This window comes from Spirosoma arcticum (assembly GCF_054779955.1).
Map to the genome: position 1 here is coordinate 97,192 of NZ_BAAGXG010000006.1, position 19,134 is coordinate 116,325.

General features: G+C 52.4%; 21 protein-coding genes. 13 read left to right on the forward strand and 8 right to left on the reverse strand.

Annotated elements, in window-relative coordinates:
* Positions 1–73: 73 nt before the first annotated feature.
* Positions 74–664 (reverse strand): DUF4230 domain-containing protein, encoded by a 591-nt coding sequence (locus tag ACYVHB_RS14865; RefSeq protein WP_461052917.1) that lies wholly within the window; start codon positions 662–664, stop codon positions 74–76.
* Between the two features lie 196 nt (positions 665–860).
* On the opposite strand from ACYVHB_RS14865, the gene ACYVHB_RS14870 reads away from it, so the two are divergent.
* Genes ACYVHB_RS14870 through ACYVHB_RS14880 form a run of 3 tightly spaced genes read left to right on the forward strand, consistent with a single transcriptional unit; the run spans position 861 to position 4,280 of the window.
* Positions 861–1,877, forward strand: a complete 1,017-nt coding sequence (locus ACYVHB_RS14870; protein WP_461052544.1) for a dipeptide epimerase — start codon at positions 861–863, stop codon at positions 1,875–1,877.
* An 11-nt stretch (positions 1,878–1,888) separates the two neighbouring features.
* Entirely contained in the window at positions 1,889–2,962 is a 1,074-nt protein-coding gene (locus ACYVHB_RS14875) for an aminotransferase class I/II-fold pyridoxal phosphate-dependent enzyme (protein ID WP_461052545.1), read from the forward strand.
* Positions 2,946–4,280, forward strand: coding sequence for a serine hydrolase (locus ACYVHB_RS14880; protein ID WP_461052546.1), 1,335 nt, complete (start codon positions 2,946–2,948; stop codon positions 4,278–4,280). Before ACYVHB_RS14875 ends, ACYVHB_RS14880 begins: the two co-directional genes overlap by 17 nt.
* A gap of 65 nt (positions 4,281–4,345) precedes the next feature.
* Here the strand turns inward: ACYVHB_RS14880 and ACYVHB_RS14885 are convergent, their stop codons facing one another.
* From ACYVHB_RS14885 to ACYVHB_RS14900, 4 genes are all read right to left on the reverse strand, one after another.
* Positions 4,346–5,185, reverse strand: coding sequence for a sugar phosphate isomerase/epimerase family protein (locus tag ACYVHB_RS14885; protein WP_461052547.1), 840 nt, complete (start codon positions 5,183–5,185; stop codon positions 4,346–4,348).
* Positions 5,186–5,334: 149 nt separating this feature from the next.
* Entirely contained in the window at positions 5,335–6,231 is an 897-nt protein-coding gene (locus ACYVHB_RS14890) for a 2-oxoadipate dioxygenase/decarboxylase family protein (protein WP_461052548.1), read from the reverse strand.
* A gap of 139 nt (positions 6,232–6,370) precedes the next feature.
* Positions 6,371–7,120 (reverse strand): acyl-[acyl-carrier-protein] thioesterase, encoded by a 750-nt coding sequence (locus ACYVHB_RS14895; RefSeq protein WP_461052549.1) that lies wholly within the window; start codon positions 7,118–7,120, stop codon positions 6,371–6,373.
* Positions 7,121–7,221: 101 nt separating this feature from the next.
* Positions 7,222–7,491, reverse strand: coding sequence for a type B 50S ribosomal protein L31 (locus tag ACYVHB_RS14900; protein ID WP_461052550.1), 270 nt, complete (start codon positions 7,489–7,491; stop codon positions 7,222–7,224).
* Between the two features lie 519 nt (positions 7,492–8,010).
* Here ACYVHB_RS14900 and ACYVHB_RS14905 point away from each other — a divergent pair.
* From ACYVHB_RS14905 to ACYVHB_RS14940, 8 genes are all read left to right on the forward strand, one after another.
* Positions 8,011–10,503 carry a ribonucleoside-diphosphate reductase subunit alpha gene (locus ACYVHB_RS14905; protein WP_461052551.1) on the forward strand — a complete coding sequence of 831 codons (2,493 nt, stop codon included), beginning with the start codon at positions 8,011–8,013 and terminating at the stop codon, positions 10,501–10,503.
* Positions 10,504–10,589: 86 nt separating this feature from the next.
* Positions 10,590–11,264, forward strand: a complete 675-nt coding sequence (locus ACYVHB_RS14910; RefSeq protein ID WP_461052552.1) for a hypothetical protein — start codon at positions 10,590–10,592, stop codon at positions 11,262–11,264.
* A gap of 5 nt (positions 11,265–11,269) precedes the next feature.
* Positions 11,270–11,689 (forward strand): UPF0175 family protein, encoded by a 420-nt coding sequence (locus ACYVHB_RS14915; protein ID WP_461052553.1) that lies wholly within the window; start codon positions 11,270–11,272, stop codon positions 11,687–11,689.
* Positions 11,676–12,164, forward strand: coding sequence for a DUF3368 domain-containing protein (locus ACYVHB_RS14920; RefSeq protein WP_461052554.1), 489 nt, complete (start codon positions 11,676–11,678; stop codon positions 12,162–12,164). The genes ACYVHB_RS14915 and ACYVHB_RS14920 overlap by 14 nt, the downstream gene beginning before the upstream one ends.
* Before the next feature lie 80 nt (positions 12,165–12,244).
* Positions 12,245–12,448, forward strand: a complete 204-nt coding sequence (locus ACYVHB_RS14925) for a hypothetical protein (RefSeq protein ID WP_461052555.1) — start codon at positions 12,245–12,247, stop codon at positions 12,446–12,448.
* A 95-nt stretch (positions 12,449–12,543) separates the two neighbouring features.
* Positions 12,544–12,783 (forward strand): DUF433 domain-containing protein, encoded by a 240-nt coding sequence (locus tag ACYVHB_RS14930; RefSeq protein WP_461052556.1) that lies wholly within the window; start codon positions 12,544–12,546, stop codon positions 12,781–12,783.
* 84 nt (positions 12,784–12,867) lie between these two features.
* Positions 12,868–13,128, forward strand: a complete 261-nt coding sequence (locus tag ACYVHB_RS14935) for a DUF5615 family PIN-like protein (protein ID WP_461052557.1) — start codon at positions 12,868–12,870, stop codon at positions 13,126–13,128.
* Between the two features lie 141 nt (positions 13,129–13,269).
* The gene (locus ACYVHB_RS14940) at positions 13,270–14,310 is read left to right on the forward strand and encodes a sugar phosphate isomerase/epimerase family protein (protein WP_461052558.1); all 1,041 of its coding nucleotides are present in this window, start codon (positions 13,270–13,272) and stop codon (positions 14,308–14,310) included.
* 107 nt (positions 14,311–14,417) lie between these two features.
* Here the strand turns inward: ACYVHB_RS14940 and ACYVHB_RS14945 are convergent, their stop codons facing one another.
* Entirely contained in the window at positions 14,418–14,789 is a 372-nt protein-coding gene (locus ACYVHB_RS14945) for an HPF/RaiA family ribosome-associated protein (RefSeq protein ID WP_461052559.1), read from the reverse strand.
* Positions 14,790–14,936: 147 nt separating this feature from the next.
* A complete protein-coding gene (locus ACYVHB_RS14950) occupies positions 14,937–16,088 on the reverse strand; it encodes an acetamidase/formamidase family protein (protein ID WP_461052560.1) in 1,152 nt (383 codons plus the stop codon).
* A 198-nt stretch (positions 16,089–16,286) separates the two neighbouring features.
* On the opposite strand from ACYVHB_RS14950, the gene ACYVHB_RS14955 reads away from it, so the two are divergent.
* A complete protein-coding gene (locus ACYVHB_RS14955) occupies positions 16,287–17,243 on the forward strand; it encodes an ABC transporter substrate-binding protein (protein WP_461052561.1) in 957 nt (318 codons plus the stop codon).
* A gap of 92 nt (positions 17,244–17,335) precedes the next feature.
* Here the strand turns inward: ACYVHB_RS14955 and moaA are convergent, their stop codons facing one another.
* Complete coding sequence (gene moaA, locus ACYVHB_RS14960; protein ID WP_461052562.1) at positions 17,336–18,316, reverse strand: GTP 3',8-cyclase MoaA; 981 nt, start codon at positions 18,314–18,316, stop codon at positions 17,336–17,338.
* Between the two features lie 238 nt (positions 18,317–18,554).
* Between moaA and ACYVHB_RS14965 the strand changes: the two genes are divergently transcribed.
* Entirely contained in the window at positions 18,555–19,094 is a 540-nt protein-coding gene (locus tag ACYVHB_RS14965; RefSeq protein ID WP_461052563.1) for a hypothetical protein, read from the forward strand.
* The last annotated feature ends 40 nt before the right edge of the window (positions 19,095–19,134 follow it).

The following is a 19,134-nucleotide window of genomic DNA, read 5'->3' on the forward strand; positions in this document are numbered from 1 at the left end:
GAGCGTGACGTAAATAAGCGTGATTCGTTAAAAACGACGTACGGGCAATGATGTTACTAAAATCAGGCCAAATTTATTGCCGAAAAACCAGACCCACCCGCCGACCCGAAATTCGCGTCAGCAGGGGCCGCAACATCCGGTCAGCGTTTTGGCGGGTCTGTTCCAAAATGCCCCCGCTCAGGGCCGACTGCCGAATCTGACGTTCGGCCTGCCGGTAGGCGTCGCTGACCAACTGCGAGTTGTCTAAAAACGCAAATCGCGTATCGTACACTCTGGAGCGGTCGTGGTTGATTTTCCAGCTACAAAGTTCGGGATCAGGCAACCGCACCGTAACGGAGTCGCCGGTGGTGGTGATGTCGGCCATCGAAATTTTGGTCAGGTCAATGCAGCCCGTAGCTTCTCCTTCCACAATCAACAGGGCGTTAGCGTTGGGCAGAAAGGTGTTTAGCTGCTCATGTTCGACAATATCCTTGAAGGTGTACCGAACCAGTTCGAGTTTTCCCAGCGCCTTTACTTCCCGCAAAACAATGCCTTGCGCGGGGTCCTCGCGCCGAAAACGGCTTAACGCATTGCTTCCGCGAACCTGCTCCCAGATGGCAATCAGGCCCGCTACCACCAGAACGAGCAGGAACAGACGAATAAGGGTAGTGACGATCCGGGACATGGGCGGGGTGGGCTCCGGTTGGTTAAACTGCGCAAACGGGCGTGAAACTGGACACATTGGTAACGTCAGGATCAACAGCGAGCGTATTACGAACGTGCCGCTTAGGCAATCGTGGTGAGTATTTTGCAGTCTGCTGCGTCACCCTAAACTTTGCACAACGTCATCATACAGGCTGCATCGTTTCTACCTTTGCCTCATGCAACTACGTTTTCACCGCGTTGATCTTCGCCTGAAACACACCTTTACCATTGCCCACGACAGCCGCGAGGTGCAGCCAACGCTGATCGTTGAACTGCGTAACGAGCTATATCGTGGGTACGGCGAAGCAACGGCTACTCCGTACTATGGCGTTACGATAGACGGTATGGTGGCCGCTCTGGAAACAGTGCGGTCACTTATCGAAGCCCACGACCTGACTGATCCTGAAGCATTCTGGGCGGACATGCAGCCGCACCTGTCCCAAAATCCATTCGCGCTCTGTGCGCTCGATCAGGCGGTCTGGGATTTATGGGCGAAGCAGCAGCAACAGCCGTTGCACAAACTGTGGAACCTCAATACAGCTAACAATCCAATTACCAATTACACTATTGGTCTCGATACGCCCGACCGAATGATCGGCAAGATGCAGGAATGGCCGTGGCCGCTCTACAAAATCAAACTCGGTCGCCCGCAAACCGACATCGCGACCGTTCGGGCGATGCGTCAGCATACGAACGCAGTGTTCCGGGTGGATGCTAACTGCGGCTGGACGGCTGACCAAACGATTAGCTTCGCGTCGGAACTGGCGAAATTAGACGTTGAATTTATCGAGCAACCCCTGCCCGCCGACGATTGGGCCGGGGCGAAGCGCATTTATGAGCAAAGTGCGCTCCCCATTATCGCCGACGAGAGCTGCATTACGGAGAACGACGTAGACCGGTGCGCGGGCTATTTTCACGGTGTCAACATTAAGCTAATGAAGTGTGGCGGATTGACGCCCGCCCGGCGGATGATTGCCCGCGCCCGCGAACTTGGGCTGCGCGTGATGGTTGGGTGCATGACCGAGTCGAGCGTGGGCATTTCGGCCATTGCGCAACTGCTGCCCCTGCTCGACTACGCCGATCTGGACGGATCGCTGCTGATTGCCAACGACCCCGCCACGGGCGTTACTTTCAACAACGGGCGCGTTGTGTACGCGCCCGAAAACGGAACCGGGGCACAGATGAATAGTTAAAAAGCGAAAGAGTGAAAGAACGAAAGAGCGACCCGTTCACCATTGACCACTTACCCAGCCGGACCATTAGCCATGAGAGTAGGCCATACCTATTTTTCAGCGGTACGGCTTACCTCGGCCTGCCACAGCATCCGACTTTTCAGCAGTTGCTGATGGAGAGCGTAGCCCGCTATGGGACAACCTACGGGAGTTCGCGCAACGGCAACCTGCGCCTGACTATTTACGAAGAAGCCGAAGCCAGATTAGCCGCAATGGTGGGTGCGCCCCACGCGCTGACGATCTCATCGGGGATGCTGGCGGGACAGGTGGTTGTTAACTATTTGCGGGCGCAACAGATGACGTTTATCTATGGTCCCGGTACGCATCCGGCCCTTTGGGAAGGCCCGATTGTTGACCTGCCAACGGGTTCATTTGCCGACTGGACTGCGCACTTGTCCGGGAAATTCAAAATGCTGCCAACCGGCCCAAACGCTGTTTTAATCAATTCCGTTGACGCGGTTCACTCCAACTATTATGATTTCGACTGGATTCGCAAATTGTCCGATGACCAGCCGATTACGCTTATCATCGACGATTCGCATGGGCTGGGCGTGTTGAATGGGGGACAGGGAATCTGGCCGCAGATTGAGCCGAAACCCAACGTCAACCTGATTGTGACGGGGTCGCTGGCGAAGGGAATGGGGTTGCCCGGCGGGGTGATCTTCGGTGATGCCAATACCCTGAAAGCGCTACGCCAGACAGCATTTTTTGGAGCCTGCTCGCCCATGCCGCCTGCCTATTTAGATGCGTTCGCCAAAGCGGATGCGCTTTATGCCGAAGGCCGTGAACGGCTCCGGCAAAACCTGCTGCTGGCCGAGAAATTGCTACTGCCGACGGGCCTGTTCAGCCATGCCACGGGTTACCCGCTCTTTTTCACCGAGCAGAATGACCTGTATCTTTTCCTGCTGGAACGGGGCATTTTTGTGTATTCGTTCTCCTATCCAACCCCTGCCGACCGGGCCAATACCCGCATTATAATCAGCGCTTTTCATACCTTTAGTGATATTCAAACCTTAGCCAACGCGGTCTATGAGTACGTTTTTTGAACCGCATCGGCTGGTAGGTGGGACCGGCAGAGACCCAAAGAACATGGGTAAGAGAAACGTAGTCTATGCGCTCTGTGCTGTCCTCTGTGTATCCGTGTTTAGTTCTTTCGCTCAACCAAAGACCGACAAACTCCTCCGCGACCTGCTCAAAAAAAGCCCCGAACTGTTCGGGCCAATCCTGCGCGACCCGGCTAAATACGATGTGCAGGTGCTGTATACCCAGATCAACCGCGATCCTCAGAATCGGCCGTCGTTCAAGACGTATCGCTACCGGGTCGATAAAAACCGCTATTTCTACCCGGCCAGTACTGTTAAACTGCCCGCCGTACTGTTGGCATTAGAAAAGCTGAACGAGCTGAAAACGGGCCGCGAAAGCCCTAATCGAAACATGACGATGCTCACTGATTCGGCTGAGGCTGGACAAACTGCCGTCAGCCGTGATTCGACGGCCCAAAATGGGTTGCCATCCATCGCGCATTATGCAAAGAAAATATTGTTGGTGAGTGATAACGATGCGTTCAACCGGCTCTACGAGCTTATGGGGCAGTGCGACATGAACGAGCGGCTCTACGCGAAAGGATACCGCAATCTGCGCATTGTTCACCGGCTGTCGGTGCCGTTGACCACCGACCAGAATCGGCGGACCAACCCCGTGCGTCTCTTAGACAGCGCTGGCAAGGTTCAGTATGAGCAAGCAGGGAAAACGTGTGAGCAAACCCCCAGGCCTGACAGTAGCATTCGGCGGGGGGTGGGGTACATGACGCGGGGCCGGGCGGGTGATTCGCTGGTTCGGCAACCGTTCGATTTTACGGAGAAAAACTATTTTGCGCTCGATGATCAGCAGGAGATGCTAAAAGTCGTGCTGTTTCCCAACGAGGTCCCCGCCCGGCGACGGTTCAACCTTACCCCGGACGATTATCGTTTTCTGTATCAGTACCTCTCGCAATTACCTCGTGAAACAACGTACCCCCGCTATGACTCTACCTATTACGACAGCTACTGCAAATTTTTGTTCACGGGCGATCAGAAAACCATTTTCCCGCGCAACATCCGCATTTTCAATAAAGTTGGCGATGCGTATGGCTACCTGATTGACAACGCCTATATCGTCGATTTTGAGAAGGGTATTGAGTTTATGCTGTCGGCGGTAATCTACGTCAATGCTGATGGAATCTTCAACGATGATAAATACGAATACGACGCCATTGGCCTGCCGTTTATGGGGAATCTCGGCCGCGTCATTTATGATTACGAATCCAGACGAAAGCGCCCTAATAAGCCAGATTTGAACCGGTTTCGGGCGAACTATGACAAATGAGTGAAAGAGCGAATGAGCGAAAGAAGATGCGTCAGCCACTCTTTCACTGGAACGCCAGCCCGGTCTTATTTTAGTCCCGACAAAAACACTAAGCTTTGGGGCATCTGCTCCATCGAGCGCGACGATTCATCTTCAATGAAGAAGTGCTTTACGCCCGACTTTTTGGCTTGTTTCATAATGGCCGCAATACCCACGTCGCCCTGCCCGAGTGTCACGTTCGATTCCACGTCGGCTTTGCCGGTGTTGCTGTCGGGCGTACCAGGCTTGCGGTCTTTGAGGTGCATGAGCGGGAAACGTTTGGGGTATTTCTGCAACAGCGCTACCGGGTCGTAGCCGGGTGATTTTACCCAGAACACGTCCATCTCGAAATTAACGGATTTAGGGTCGAAGTTCTCCGCTAAGTAATCAAAAAACGTACCGTCGTTGTAAGTTTGAAATTCGTAGCCATGGGTGTGGTAGCAGAGTGAAATACCATTTTGAGCCAGCAGGCTACCGGCCGTGTTAAACACGTCGACGGCCTGTTCCGCGTTCTGGATCGTAAACGCATCGCCCGTGTGAGGGATCCAGAAGCAGACCACGTACTTAGCACCTAACGCCTTTGCTTCGGCCAGTACTTTGGGCACATTCCGGTCTAAATCTTCAAAACTGGCTCCCGTTCCAATGGCTTTAAGGTTGTTCTGGTCGAGTAATTTGCGGAAATCGCCGGTGCTCAGTCCGTACGTTCCCGCGACTTCAACCTCGCGGAATCCCATCTGCTTTACTTTCGCCATCGTGCTGGGTACGTCCTTGGCAAACTGGTCGCGAAAACTATACAGTTCGAGACCCACCGGAGCCGCTTTTTGCGCTAAGGTGATGCCACCGGACAGAAGTAATCCGGTGAGTAGGAGCGCGTAGTTGATTTTCATATCGGTTTGTGATTAGTTATTTGTCCTGAACAGCCTCCGGCTGTTTGAGCCGAAGGCCAATTGAACGAGTATCGTTTAGTCTTCGGTTCAAACAGCCGGAGGCTGTTTGGGACAAGGGTCATCCGGTTCAGTCACTCAAGAACTACATACTATCTCCCCGTCTGCGTCGTGAATGTGCTCTCAAAAATTTTGTCGGCGTTGCCCGTCTCGAAGCCTTCGCGCCGGTGTTGCCGTTCAATCTGATGAGCGGGCAGTTGCTGAAATTCGGGCAGCACCCGCCGTTCGGCAAACTCTACGTACGACCCGGCAATGCGGAATACGTCGCCCCCGGCAAACTTAGCGTCGATCATCTGCGCCACGGTTGAGGCCTGCCGCAAGCCACCGTCCGGACTGACTTTGATGGTGCCGCCCGCCGAGTTGAGCCGGAAACCCCGGTTTTCCAGAAACGCCACAAACTCGTCAATGGTGTTATACCCCGGCTTGAGGTTGTGTACGCTGATGGTGAAGTGATTGAGGTAATACCGGTTGTAGATCACCCAAGCTGCGTATTCGCTTTCGGCCAGTAATACCCGGTAGTCCGCCAGCGTTGGTGTTTGCCAGAGGGGTTGGTGCAGGAACTGGTCAACGGCGTCAGCGTCATCTAAATTCAGCGCATCGGCCGGGTCGCCCGTGACCGTATCCGTGTACTTGTGGATGATTCGTTGCGCTTCGTTAGAAAGTTCGTTTACCCGTAATTCGCTGGCGAAGATGCGGGGCAGATTTTCGCCGGTTGGCGGACTATACCAGTAAGCGGTCAGTTTCTTTTCAATGAAATTGAACGGGTCACGTTTCTCGTAACCGTAATGCATGAAAATCTTCTCGAACGAAGCCAAACCGAGATTCGAGACGCCCATCGTTCGGAACGCAATGTGATCGTTCTCTATCTCATTTGGCGACTGGATAATGCCTGCGTCGAGCATCGCATTGATGATGTTCCGTACGTCGGGGACGCGTTCGCTGTACCGGCGCATCAGCCCGGCCAATACGGCGTTGAGGGTTTGATTCATAGTTGATTAGTCGGTCAGTTAGTATGTTGATGAGTCGATGGGTTAGTGAGTTGATGAGTTGATTTGCGTCAGTCCCGGTCGGTACGCCGGTGCGGGGAATCGCACTCACAACTGACTAACCCATCGACTCACCAACTGGTTAACTATCTCGCCACCGGCTCCGCGCCAGCAGCACATCTTTATCAGGTTCTCCCTGGACAATCCGGTGCAGAAAGGCGTTCGGTCCTTCCCGCACTGATTGTACCCGAAGCTGGTCTTGCCAGTGGCTTTCGGTCCGGTAAACTAAATCAATTTCGGCTAATTCCCGCGTTCGTAGCGTTTCCGAATCCATCGCTTCGATGAGCCACTGCACGTAAGCTACGTTGTTAACGTGCTGATTCTGGTCAATGCTAAACCAGCTAACTTCCACCTGCTTCTCGTCGGTCGCTTGCCAACTGACGGTTTGAAAGTCAGGTTTAGACGGCAGTTTGGATAATGGTTCAATACCCGTCGGCACCGACAGCGTGTGGATGAAATCGGGCAGCGGCACCATTGCCCGTTTCTCCATGCTGAAAACAAGCCACGTACTGGCGGCATCGGCCAGCAGTGTACTATCGTCGGCCAGTACGCGAAAATCGCGGTGAATAAAGTATTTCTCCACCACGGTCGGATACGTCAGCAACCGGATGGATTGACCGTAGCGCGGGTACTGGTGCATCCGTAGGTTGAAGCGCATCAGCATCCACCCGAAACCTTGGCTGGCCAGATCGGTAATACCGATGCCATACTCGGTTGCGTTGCGGTTTGCTGACTCTTGCATCAGGTTCATCAGGGCCGGAATACTCAGCCGTCCTGTTGCGTCGCACTCGTAGCCGCGCAGGGTAAAGGTGTCGGTTTGGATAAAAGCCATGTGGGTAAAGATAGTGGGCGGGTTACAAAGAAACGTCCCCAATCCGGCTATCGGATTGGGGACGTTTTCCTGGGATTCTATAAAGAAAAACGCTGGTAAACTTACGACTGCGAGGTCGGTACGGCGTTGTCTTTTGTGCCGTAGCGCTTGCGGAACTTGTCCACGCGACCGGCCGTATCGAGCAGTACGTTCTTGCCCGTGTAGAACGGGTGCGACTGCGAGCTTACTTCGATTTTAACGAGTGGATAGGTCTGGCCTTCGTACTCGATGGTGTCCTTGGTCTGAACCGTGGAGCGCGTCAGAAATTTATAGTCGCTCGACAGGTCGTGGAATACCACATCGCGGTAGTCCGGGTGAATGCCTTTTTTCATGGTCTGCTATTCAGTTTCTTGTCATCTTCTCGGTTTCCGTCCGAAAAGGATTGCAAAGGTACGGCGTTGGTTTTGGTTTGACAAGGATTTTTGCCCGTTCTTTTCAGGTCTGATTGTCAATCAGATAAAGTGGGGCCGTTTACTAAATATGAGGTAATATTGACTTGTTACTATTCTTCTTTTTCCATAGATTTCGCTACGAAGTCACTTCCTCTCAAGGTTCGCCCGGTTAGTCATGCTCCTGCGAATCGATCCTGAAATCGCTCTTTTTTATTTTTTAAGACTATGTCTGTAATAGGATATTGGTAAGTCGCTAAGACTGACAGCTTAACAATTCGGTAATCTATTAACAGCATTTTGTTTTTCCGGGAATGAGTAAAATCCCCGAACCTTCGGGGTTGCTTTTCCGTCTAATTCAGAACATCTTCGACATCCTTTTTCACCCTGACCCTTGCTATAGGGGATGTATGCGCTTACTCTATTCAACATTTTTTATATATTAACAAACCCCAGACAATTATGTACGTAATCAAACGCGACGGACGCCACGAGTCGGTTAAATTCGACAAAATCACCGCCCGAATCGAGAAATTATGCTACGGCTTAGACCCTGCCTACGTTCAGCCTGTACAGGTCGCCCTGAAAGTCGTTAGCGGCTTGTATGACGGCGTGAAGACCACCGAACTTGACAACTTAGCCGCTGAGACAGCCGCTTCGATGACGACTACGCACCCCGACTACGCCATCCTGGCCGCCCGAATCGCCATCTCGAACCTGCACAAAGAAACCAACAAGTCGTTCTCCAGCACAATCAAACGACTGTACACCTACGAAGATCCAAAGACCGGCGAAAACGCGTCCCTGATAGCTAAGGAAGTGTACGAAGTGGTGCGCAATAACGCGGCCCTGCTCGACTCGACCATCATCTACGACCGCGATTACGGCTACGATTATTTCGGCTACAAAACCCTCGAAAAGTCGTATCTGCTCAAGTTAGACGGCCGCATTGCCGAACGCCCCCAGCACATGCTCATGCGCGTAGCCGTCGGCATTCACATGGAGGACGTTGACGCGGCCATTGAAACGTATAATCTGCTCTCCGAAAAGTGGTTCACCCACGCCACCCCGACGCTGTTCAACGCCGGAACGCCCAAGCCACAAATGTCGAGTTGCTTCCTGATTCAGATGAAGGACGACTCTATCGACGGCATCTACGACACGCTGAAGCAAACCGCCAAAATCTCGCAGTCGGCGGGGGGTATTGGCCTGAGCATTCACAACGTCCGCGCGACGGGTACGTATATCAAAGGCACCAACGGCACCTCGAACGGGATTGTGCCGATGCTGCGCGTCTTCAACGACACGGCCCGCTACGTCGATCAGGGCGGTGGCAAGCGCAAAGGTTCGTTCGCCATTTACTTGGAACCGTGGCACGCCGATATTTTCGATTTCTTAGACCTGAAAAAGAACTCCGGTAAAGAAGAAGGCCGCGCCCGCGATCTGTTCTATGCCCTCTGGACGCCCGATTTGTTCATGAAGCGCGTGGAGGACAACGACGTCTGGTCGCTGATGTGCCCGCACGAGTGCCCCGGCCTGTCCGACTGCCACGGCGACGAATTCGAAGCGTTGTACGAGCGCTATGAACGCGAAGGTCGTGCTCGCAAAACCATCAAAGCGCAGGAATTATGGTACAAAATTCTGGAGTCGCAGACCGAGACTGGCACGCCCTATATGCTGTTCAAAGATGCGGCCAACAAGAAATCGAACCAGAAAAACCTCGGCACCATCAAGTCAAGTAATCTCTGTACTGAGATCATCGAATACACCGCCCCCGACGAAGTGGCGGTGTGTAACCTCGCGTCCATTGCCCTGCCCAAATTCCTGACGCGCGGCACGGACGGGGTGCTGCGGTTCGATCACCAGAAATTGTACGAAGTGACCCGGACGGCGACTCGTAACCTCAACAAGATCATCGACGTCAACTACTACCCCGTTGAGGAGGCCCGCCGGAGCAACATGCGCCACCGGCCCATCGGCATTGGGGTGCAGGGACTGGCCGATGCGTTTATTATGCTGCGGATGCCGTTCGAGTCGGACGAAGCGCGTCGGTTGAACGAAGATATTTTCGAGACGATCTACTTCGGGGCGATGACCTCGTCGATGGAGCAGGCTAAAGAATCCGGCCCGTATGAGACGTGGAAGGGCTCACCGATTTCGCAGGGTATTTTCCAGTTCGACATGTGGGAACGCGACGGTCAGCCGGTGAAACCAAAGTCGGGACGTTGGGATTGGGAAACGCTGCGTAAAGACGTGGTGGAGCACGGTGTACGCAACTCGCTGCTGCTGGCCCCCATGCCGACCGCATCGACGTCGCAAATTCTGGGCAACAACGAGTGTTTTGAGCCATACACGAGCAATATCTACACCCGGCGTGTGCTGTCGGGCGAGTTTGTGGTCGTGAACAAGCACCTGCTCAAAGACCTCGTAAAGCTGGGCCTGTGGAACGACACGATGAAGAACAACCTGATTCGGGCCAACGGCTCGGTGCAGGCGATTCCGGGCATTCCGCAGAACATCAAAGACCTTTATAAAACGGTTTGGGAGATCAAGCAGAAGCACATCATCGACATGGCCGCCGACCGGGGCGCGTACATCTGTCAGTCGCAGTCGCTGAACATTCACATTCAGGACTCGAACTTCGGCAAGCTAACGTCCATGCACTTTTACGCCTGGAAAGCGGGCCTGAAAACGGGCATGTACTACCTCCGCACTAAAGCCGCTTCCGACGCGATTCAGTTTACGGTGGAGCCACAAGCTGAACCGCAGCTACAGCCGGTGCTGTCCGAAACCGCCCCCGTCGAGAAACCGCTCGACTATGTGCAGTACGCGAAGGAACACGCCACCAGCGCGGGTCCGGTGCCCGTGCCGATGGTCACCGACTTGGAGCAGCAATATGCCGCCATGACTTGCTCGATTGATAACAAGGACGATTGCGAGGCTTGCGGAAGTTGAATAGATTGAGAATTCGAGAATTTCAAGCTCCCGGCTGTGGTTGACATGGCCGGGAGTTGTGTTTCAACACCTGATACATTAGTGGTATGGTACCTATTAGAATTTTAAGAAACGGATCGATAGAAGACTTAAGAAATAACAGTGCTTATCAAGTAATCATAGATATTTGCAATGATCACAAAGATGAGCAGAGAGCTTTAGCATTTGCATTTATAATTCATAATCATATGAGTCCTCAGTTGAACAAAGTTTTAGCTGACGGGGATTACTGGAATTCTCTTGACAAAATATCTGGCCATTTATTAACAGTATTTTATTTGCCTTCTCGTGCGGAAAATTTCGGAGAAGATTTACTGAAGTCAACAGGGGGTGAGAAAAGAAGTATGTATGGAATCACTGTTGAAGAATCTAACGATATGATTGTCCCTATGATTAAGAGTTACATTCAATATGATCGCCCAATCAAGCTACCTACTATCCTATTTTTTCAAACAAATGGTCGTTTGGTGCAAGACTTTTTCTTTGTAGAACTATCCGAACAGAGAATCGAAGAAAGTTTTATTGAGGTAAGAACATATATCAATGGAGCTGTCGACGAGTTAAAACGCGTCAAGTCAGAGTATTACGGGAATAACCAAGAAATTTTCAGTCTTCTCAAAAACGGAGTGGATGCCGTTAGTTTTAAACGAAAAGTGACTGAGGTGACCGGAAATTTTCCATTCCAACAATTCGTTGGATGGCTAATTGGTATGGCCTCTTGAACTTTATGATAACTATATCAAAGAGTAACTCTACGGTTACGGTGCCTACGTTGACTGGTTGCATTACCCACAGCGAGACGGTCGATAAGTGCATTGCCAATGCCAAAGCCAAAGAAGTGGTTGAACCATTTTTTTTATCTTTAACGATAGATACGCAGACCCAAGCCATGACTATAACCGACGATATTCTGCAAGAAGCCAACATGACCGAAGCAGAGCTTAAAATGGAACTGGCAGTTTTGCTGTATCAAAAACAAAAACTGTCGATGGGACTGGCGGCCCGGCTGGCGGATATGGATCGAATTCACTTTCAACTCCTGCTGGGTAGCCGTCAGATTTTGGTTAATTATGACGAAGCCGCATTTGAAGAGGACTTGCAAACGATTGAGCGGCTAAAGGTCACCTCTCCCGATGGTGGTCGTTAGCGACACGACAACGTTGAGCAATCTGCTCCTTATTGGCCACATTGACTTGCTTCAAAAGTTGTACGGGTCGATTAGTATTCCAACAGCGGTTAGAGATGAGTTACGTAATTTGGTTAGTTATCGGACGCAGGTTGACGAGTTTTTAGATCAGCCGTGGGTAGCCGTTCACAGTGTTAGACAGGGAGAATACCCGTTACTGCTACGTCAGCAGTTAGACATCGGCGAAGCGGAAGCCATCGCCTTAGCCGTCGAGATGAATGCTGGTCTGCTTATCGTTGACGAACTTAAAGGTCGTGCGGTCGCTAAATCGCTTGGGTTGGTAGTCATCGGTACGTTAGGCATTCTGGTTACTGCCAAGCGCGAAGGACTGATTAGTCAAGTAGGACCTGTTTTAAATCAGCTAAGGTCGAATGCTGGCTTTTGGGTGAGTGACTCATTACAAAGGCAGGTGTTAGAATCAGTTAATGAGTCGTAAGGTAACCGATAAGATTGACGACTTGGAATTAGATATTTCTCACGCTAAATTTAGGATAGAGAATCTAAGTCGGGATAGCGATGACGAATAATAATGAGCTGAAGGTTGACGAAGCGGCCCGTAAAGGCGAAGCAATGGAACAGGAGGCATTAGCCAAAGCGGATAAGTTGTTGGTCAAGACCGCCAGCCTGCGGCATCAAGTTAACAAACTTAAGGACGAGTTAGCCGAGAGGATTGCGCTTACGAAGCAAAAGAAGCAGGCTGCTCAGAAAGCAGGTAAGTGAACCAGCGGCTCGTAGCAATTCGTTAAACTCACTTGCTATGTCTCGCTGTATTTAAGGGAGACCGTTTAGTATGTTTACCCAAAACCAATGTCATCATGGAACAGTCGTTGCTAATTCGCATCACGCTTAACCCCCATGTCGGGCACGGTAAACCCACTATTCGCAACAAGCGGTATCTGGTCGAGTCAATGCTGGAGTACTTAGCCGGGGGTGATACCATTGACGATTTGCTGGAAACGTTTCCCGATTTGGAACGCGAAGACCTGCTGGCCTGTCTGCAATTTGCGGTTGAAACAATTCGCGTAAAGAGTGCTAACCTGGCCGTAGCGGTATGAAGTTCATCATTGACGCTCAATTCCAACGCTCAAACACTTCTTCCTGTACGGGGTCATGACGCCATCCATACGCTTGACTTGCCGATGCAGAACGACACGCCAGATCAGGATATACGGCAAGTCTCTATTGAGGAAGGGCGTATTGTTATTACCAAAGACGCTGATTTCTACTATTCTTTCGTGATGAGTCGGCAACCACCTAAGTTGGTAGTCGTTAAAACGGGAAATATTAGCACAAAAGCGCTTATCAATGTATTCGCCCGTCAGATTGATGAATTGCTCCAACTGCTCGAAGAGCGTGACTTCGTTGTCGTGCTGACAGACAAATTATCGTCGCAACCTTAACAATTCATCAAAATGTAGAATTGGTCAGCCGCTGATTCGGACAAAGTCTACAGTCAATGCGGTAGTTGAACGTAGGTGTTTGCTTACTAATCAGTGTTCTTCGTATTCCTATAATCCAATCAAACCTACAGCAGCGAAATCATGAAAAATCAGCCAACACGCCGTCAGTTTTTGGGAGCTACGGCGGCTCTCGCATCGGGGGCCTTCGTGGGTAGCCACCCGCTTTTTGGGGCACCCGCCATCGTCCGTAGCGTAGGTGATAAACCGAACTCGTTGATCGATGGGGTACAGATTGGGGTCATTACCTACTCGTTTCGGGACATGCCCGACCAAAGCGCCGAAGCTACCTTACAGTACGTGCTGGATTCTGGAGTCAGTGCCATCGAGTTGATGGGCGGCCCGGCTGAATCGTTTGCAGGTGCTCCAAAAAATTCGGTTGATATGCGGACTGTGTTTCCCCTGATGCGGAAGCGACGCGAGAAGCAGGAGTTGACCGATGACGAAAAGAAAACGTTGGCGGACGCAGATGCGCAGATGAAAGCGTACCGGGAAGAGATCACTAAATGGCGGCTATCAGCACCGATGGCGAAGTTCGAGCAGATGCGCAAAATGTACAATCAGGCGGGCGTCCGGATTTATGGGTTCAAGCCCGATGCGTTTGGGATGCAGAGTTCAGACGCCGAGATCGAATATGGTATGCGGGCAGCCAAAACGCTGGGGGCCAATCAGGTCACGCTCGAACATCCGGCCAATGATGCTCATACCCTTAAATTAGGCACAATAGCCCAAAAGCAGGGCATTAGGGTGGGTTATCACGGGCACGAACAGCAAACGCCAACCTTCTGGGATACGGCCCTGTCTCAATCACCGGGCAATGCCATGAACTTCGATTTAGGGCATTACGTAGCTGCGGGCAACCCCGATCCGCTGGCATTAATTCGGCAAAAACATGACCGCATTTCGAGTATGCACATCAAAGACCGCCAAACGGCCGACCACGGCAAAGGTAATCTGCCCTGGGGACAAGGTGATACGCCGTTGCTCCCGGTGCTGAAACTGATGCGCGAGCAGAAATACACCTTCCCGGCCACGGTCGAACTGGAATACCAAATACCAGGGGGTTCAAACGCGGTTGCTGAAGTAAAGAAATGCGTAGCTTTTTGTCGGAATGCCTTGAGTTAGCGATAGCCGACAAACATTGGGCATGGTGTCAAAAATAGCCATTACACCAAACCGCCCGGCCAGTGATTACTGGCCGGGCGGTTTAGTATGTACTGAATAGGGTCAAGCTAAGCCAAACTGGCCGGGTCAATTTCATCAATGTTGCCTCGGTTGCTGCTGGTCAGGTTACCGAACCGCTTGTCTAACTGATGGTGCAGTTTGGACGCCACATTGTTGAGCAGGGTGTACCAATTGTCGCCGTTATCGTCGGCAAAAGCGTCGTTGCCGGGCACACCATATTTGATGCCGACGTGCTTATCGTTGCTGCGCTGATTCGGCTCCAGTTTCATGTATACTTCGGCCGTAATGAGATCGCCCTTGTAAAAACGCCGTAGCTTGGTCAGCGCGTCTAACACCGACGCCTGCAAATCGTCGTCCAGCGTAAAACCGACCGACTGAATATCTAACCGTACATTATCCAAATTTTCCCTGTCTTCCATTGTTGTGCTGTTTTTCCGTTGAGAACGGCCGCCCATCATGCAAAGGCGTCCTTTCCTGATAAAAGCACGAGACCGGAATTTTGTTTGCAGATGGGCAAAGCAAACATACCTAATTGAACGGGCCTGCTACTCGCTTAAATCTCCTGCTCACCAATACGCAAACTTCTTCCTGGTAAAAATCGACTTCGGAATCATCGCGTGGACGCCCAACACCTGATCGACCACCTGACTGACTTCAAAATCAACGCCCGTGCTGGCAATAGATAAGGCCTGATTGAAGGTGAAACCCAACTCCGTCTGAATGAACTGAACGGCTTCGGCGAGGGCCTGCTTCATGGCTTTGTCTAAGTCGCGGTCCAGCCCGACGGCGATAAAGTGCGTAGGTGTTTCGGCGCGGGGAATTTTCAGCGCACTGTTTTTATGGACAATAAACTGCGCCGTGAGCGTCACCGCCGTTTCGATGGCGACCCCGCTAACTTCACCGTTACCCTGGGCCGCGTGGCCGTCGCCGGTGGTGAACAGGCCGCCCGGCACTGATACGGGCAGGTGCAGTGTTGAGTGTTTGGTCAGGTGTTTGATGTCTAAGTTGCCGCCGAAGAAACCCGGCGGAATTGAACTGACGTGTCCCGTTTGGGGTGGGGGTGACAGCGCCATAACGCCCATAAACGGCCGCAGGGGTATCTCGACGCCGTCCACAAACGTCCCCGTCCGGCGTTTGGCATCGTAGCGGTACACAAACGTTTCGCGCTGTTTGACAGAATCAGGAATGCCACCCCCGCCCGGCCAAACGCTGTTGACGCCGAAATCAGCGGGCAGCGTTAAGTCTAAAACGCGAATTTCAATGTGATCGCCCGGCTCGGCTCCCTCGATGAAAATCGGACCGGTGAGCATGTGCCCCCGAATGCCCGACGGCTCTGGTTTAACGGTTTTCAAAATCGCAATCACCTCCCGTGCGTGCTCGTCGATGGACAGGTTGTTGGTCTTGTAAAACGCTTCGGGGTCAGTGCGGCTCACCCCCGATGGGTTAACGGTCTGAATCTCAACGATGGCCCCGTCTTTCACCCGGTTCACGGGCGGCACGTCGGCTCCAAAGTACCCCCAGACCATGTTCTCGGGCAGCGACCGCACCACAATGTCGGGTTTAATACGACCTGATGGGCTGGCAACAAGCCCGGTATTTGGCTGTGCGGGTTCGGCCGACAGCGCCTGAGCTATGTTAGGAGCAAGAGTGCTCACGGAAAGTGCCGCCATGCCCCGCTGGGCGGACTGACGGAGAAAACGGCGTCGGGATGTACTCATAAGTTTGTACTCGTTGATGACTGCACTTACACAGCCCTCTAAACTAACGCATTTACGTCAGCACCTCAACTCTTTCCCCCAATCGATCCGAAAATAGTACTTTTTGGTTAATTTATACAAACGATCAATGGCCTTCCGCGAGTAAAAAAACCTTCCGGGAGTCAGCCGGTTAAGATACCCGTATCAGCATTATATCGCATGAATACCCCAATTCGTTTAGCGCTTGACTGGACCCCTAATACCATCCACACCGGTTTCTACGTCGCCCTCGCCAAAGGGCTTTACAAGCAGACCGATCTCGACGTACAGATTATTCTTCCCGACGAAGATAATTATGAACTGACGCCCGCCAAACGGGTAGCGTCGGGGCAGGCTGATCTGGCCATTACACCCTCCGAAAGTGTTATTAGTTTCCAGACAAACGGCATCCCTCTCGTGGCCATAGCGGCCGTTTTGGCTCGTGACGCCAGTGCCATTGTCACCCTCAAACAAAGCGGTATCGACCGGCCGCAGCAGTTGGATGGTAAGGTGTATGCCTCGTATGGAGCGCGGTATGAAGACGACATTATCCGGCAGATAATACAGAACGACGGGGGGCGCGGGCAGTTCGTTTCGCACCAGCCCGCGCGGCTGAACATCTGGAACGCGCTGCTCACCAACGAAGCCGACGCGACGTGGATTTTTCTGCCGTGGGAGGGCGTCGAAGCCGATATTAAAGGGGTTGAGCTTAACCAGTTCCTGCTGGACGACTACGAAATTCCGTACGGGTACAGCCCCGTGCTAACGGCTCACCGCGACTGGACCGAGCAGAACGCCGATGTCCTCCACCGGTTTATGGATGCTACGTCGGCTGGGTTTCGCTTTGCCGTGGAAGACCCCGACGAGGCCGCCCGGCTGTTGATGGAAACGGCTAAACACCCAACCCTGGCCGACCGAAACTTTGTGGAACAGAGTCAACAGATGATATCCGGCTACTATCTGGACGGCGAAGGGCAGTGGGGTTTCATGCACCGCAACGTATGGATGTCATTTACTAACTGGCTCATCCGCAACCACCTTTTGGTCGATACCGACGGCGAGCTGGTTCAGCACATTGATGTGGGCACGTTGTTTACGAATGAGTTCTTGTCCGAAGTACCGGTGCTAAGTCGGTAATGAGAGAAGATTTTGACAGGATTACAGGATTTACAGGTTCTCCAAAAGCAGAAATAGCAGACAGCCGTAAATCCTGTAATCCTGTCAAAAAATTACCCCCCAATCGTAGCCATTGACTCCACAATTGTATCCCGGCTCTGTTCGGCGTCGAAGCCGGTAGCGGGTCGGTGGGCAAATGCACGGAGGAAGGCGGCTGTCAACTCCTCGTCGGTGTTACCCCGGCGTAGCAGTGCCCGCACGTCGAGTACGCCATCGTCATACAGGCAGGTTTTGAGGGTTCCCTGGGCCGTTAGCCGGATGCGGTTGCAGGTGCCGCAGAACGTCCGGCTAAAGGCGGCAATGATGCCAATGGTACCCTGATGACCCGGAACCTGGTAATTGGCCGAGGTTGAGAACGGCGGGTCGGGGAGTTTTTGTAAGTCGGGAAAGTGCGCCCGCAGTTCATCGACAATGCGCCGGTGGGTCCAGTACAGCACCGGGTAGTGGCTTCCTTCGCCGTTGAACGGCATCTCCTCGATGAATCGCACATCAACGGGCATGGTCCGGGCCAGGTTGGCCAATGGAAGCAGGTCCTGTGTATTCTGTCCGTCCATCACGACCGCGTTGATCTTGGTCTGAATACCCGCTTTCAGCAGCGCGTCGAGGGTATGGAGCACGGCGGGTAGCTCGTCGCGTCGGGTAATCTTGTGGAATCGCTCCCGGTCGAGCGTATCTAAGCTCAAGTTAACGGCTTTCACACCCAGTGCGGCTAAATCGGTCACGTGCGGAGCCGTCAACACCCCGTTCGTCGTCATCGAAATATCGGTCAGGCCATCCACGCCCGACAGTCGGTGCATGAAGTTCATTAAGCCCGCCCGCACGAACGGTTCCCCGCCCGTGATTCTCACTTTTGAGACACCCAACCGCGCCAATACCCGCACGAGCCGTTCCATTTCTTCGTAGGTCAGCAACTGCTGTTTGGGCATGTACTTAATGCCTTCTTCGGGCATGCAATAAAAGCACCGCAGGTTGCAGCGGTCCGTTACAGCGAGCCGGAGATACGTGATGGGGCGGTTGTGGTTGTCGAAAATCATGGGGTATCAGCCTAACACAAATGTACGAATTTTGATTGCAACGGCTGTGCGTTTGCTTGGTGACACTGCCCTTATCCGTTTCTGTCACAGGATTCCTATCACGACATAGTCTTAATTCTTTGCCATCAATTTCTATTCAGCAGCTATCTGATGACGGCGAAAATTTTTCCTCAACCGGTTAATGTTCTTATTGTTTGAGATTTTAGTATTATTTTTGGGGTGAATCTATATTGCTCTCGTGAAAAAAGTAGTTTCCATCGGTCTCTCTCTGCTGTTGCTCTACCACACGCTGGCCTACGTGCTGGTGTGCATTGGTGCGTGGTGGCAGGCGGAGCATGATCTTTCGGAGAAACTGCTGGTGTACCGATCAGTCGATAGTATTGTGGAGTTTCAGGTGCCGCTGACCGACACCCATAATATGGGCGAACTGACCAACACGACTACCGGCGGCTTTGGTTACCGGGGACACTACTACGAGGTGGTCAGCATGAATGTCCGGGGTGATACGCTTTTTATTGCTGGGTTGGAGTCCCAAAATGGCTCATTCTGGCAAAGTGACCTGCTGTCGTTCCTGAACGATCACATCGCGGGTGCTACCGAGCCTTACAAAAAAGTCAACCAATTTCTGAAATTTCTGCTGAAGGAGTACTCGCCTAGTCCACGTAACCCGTTTACGTTCGCCTTTCCCCAATGGCGCGAAGCTGTCTGCATCCCCGGTATTTTCGTCGCGATGCTGACCCGCTCGTTGCCCGTTTACTCGCCCCCGCCCCGAGCTTGAAGTGAGATTTTCGGTCGCTTAGTGGATGCCAGTAGCGCAC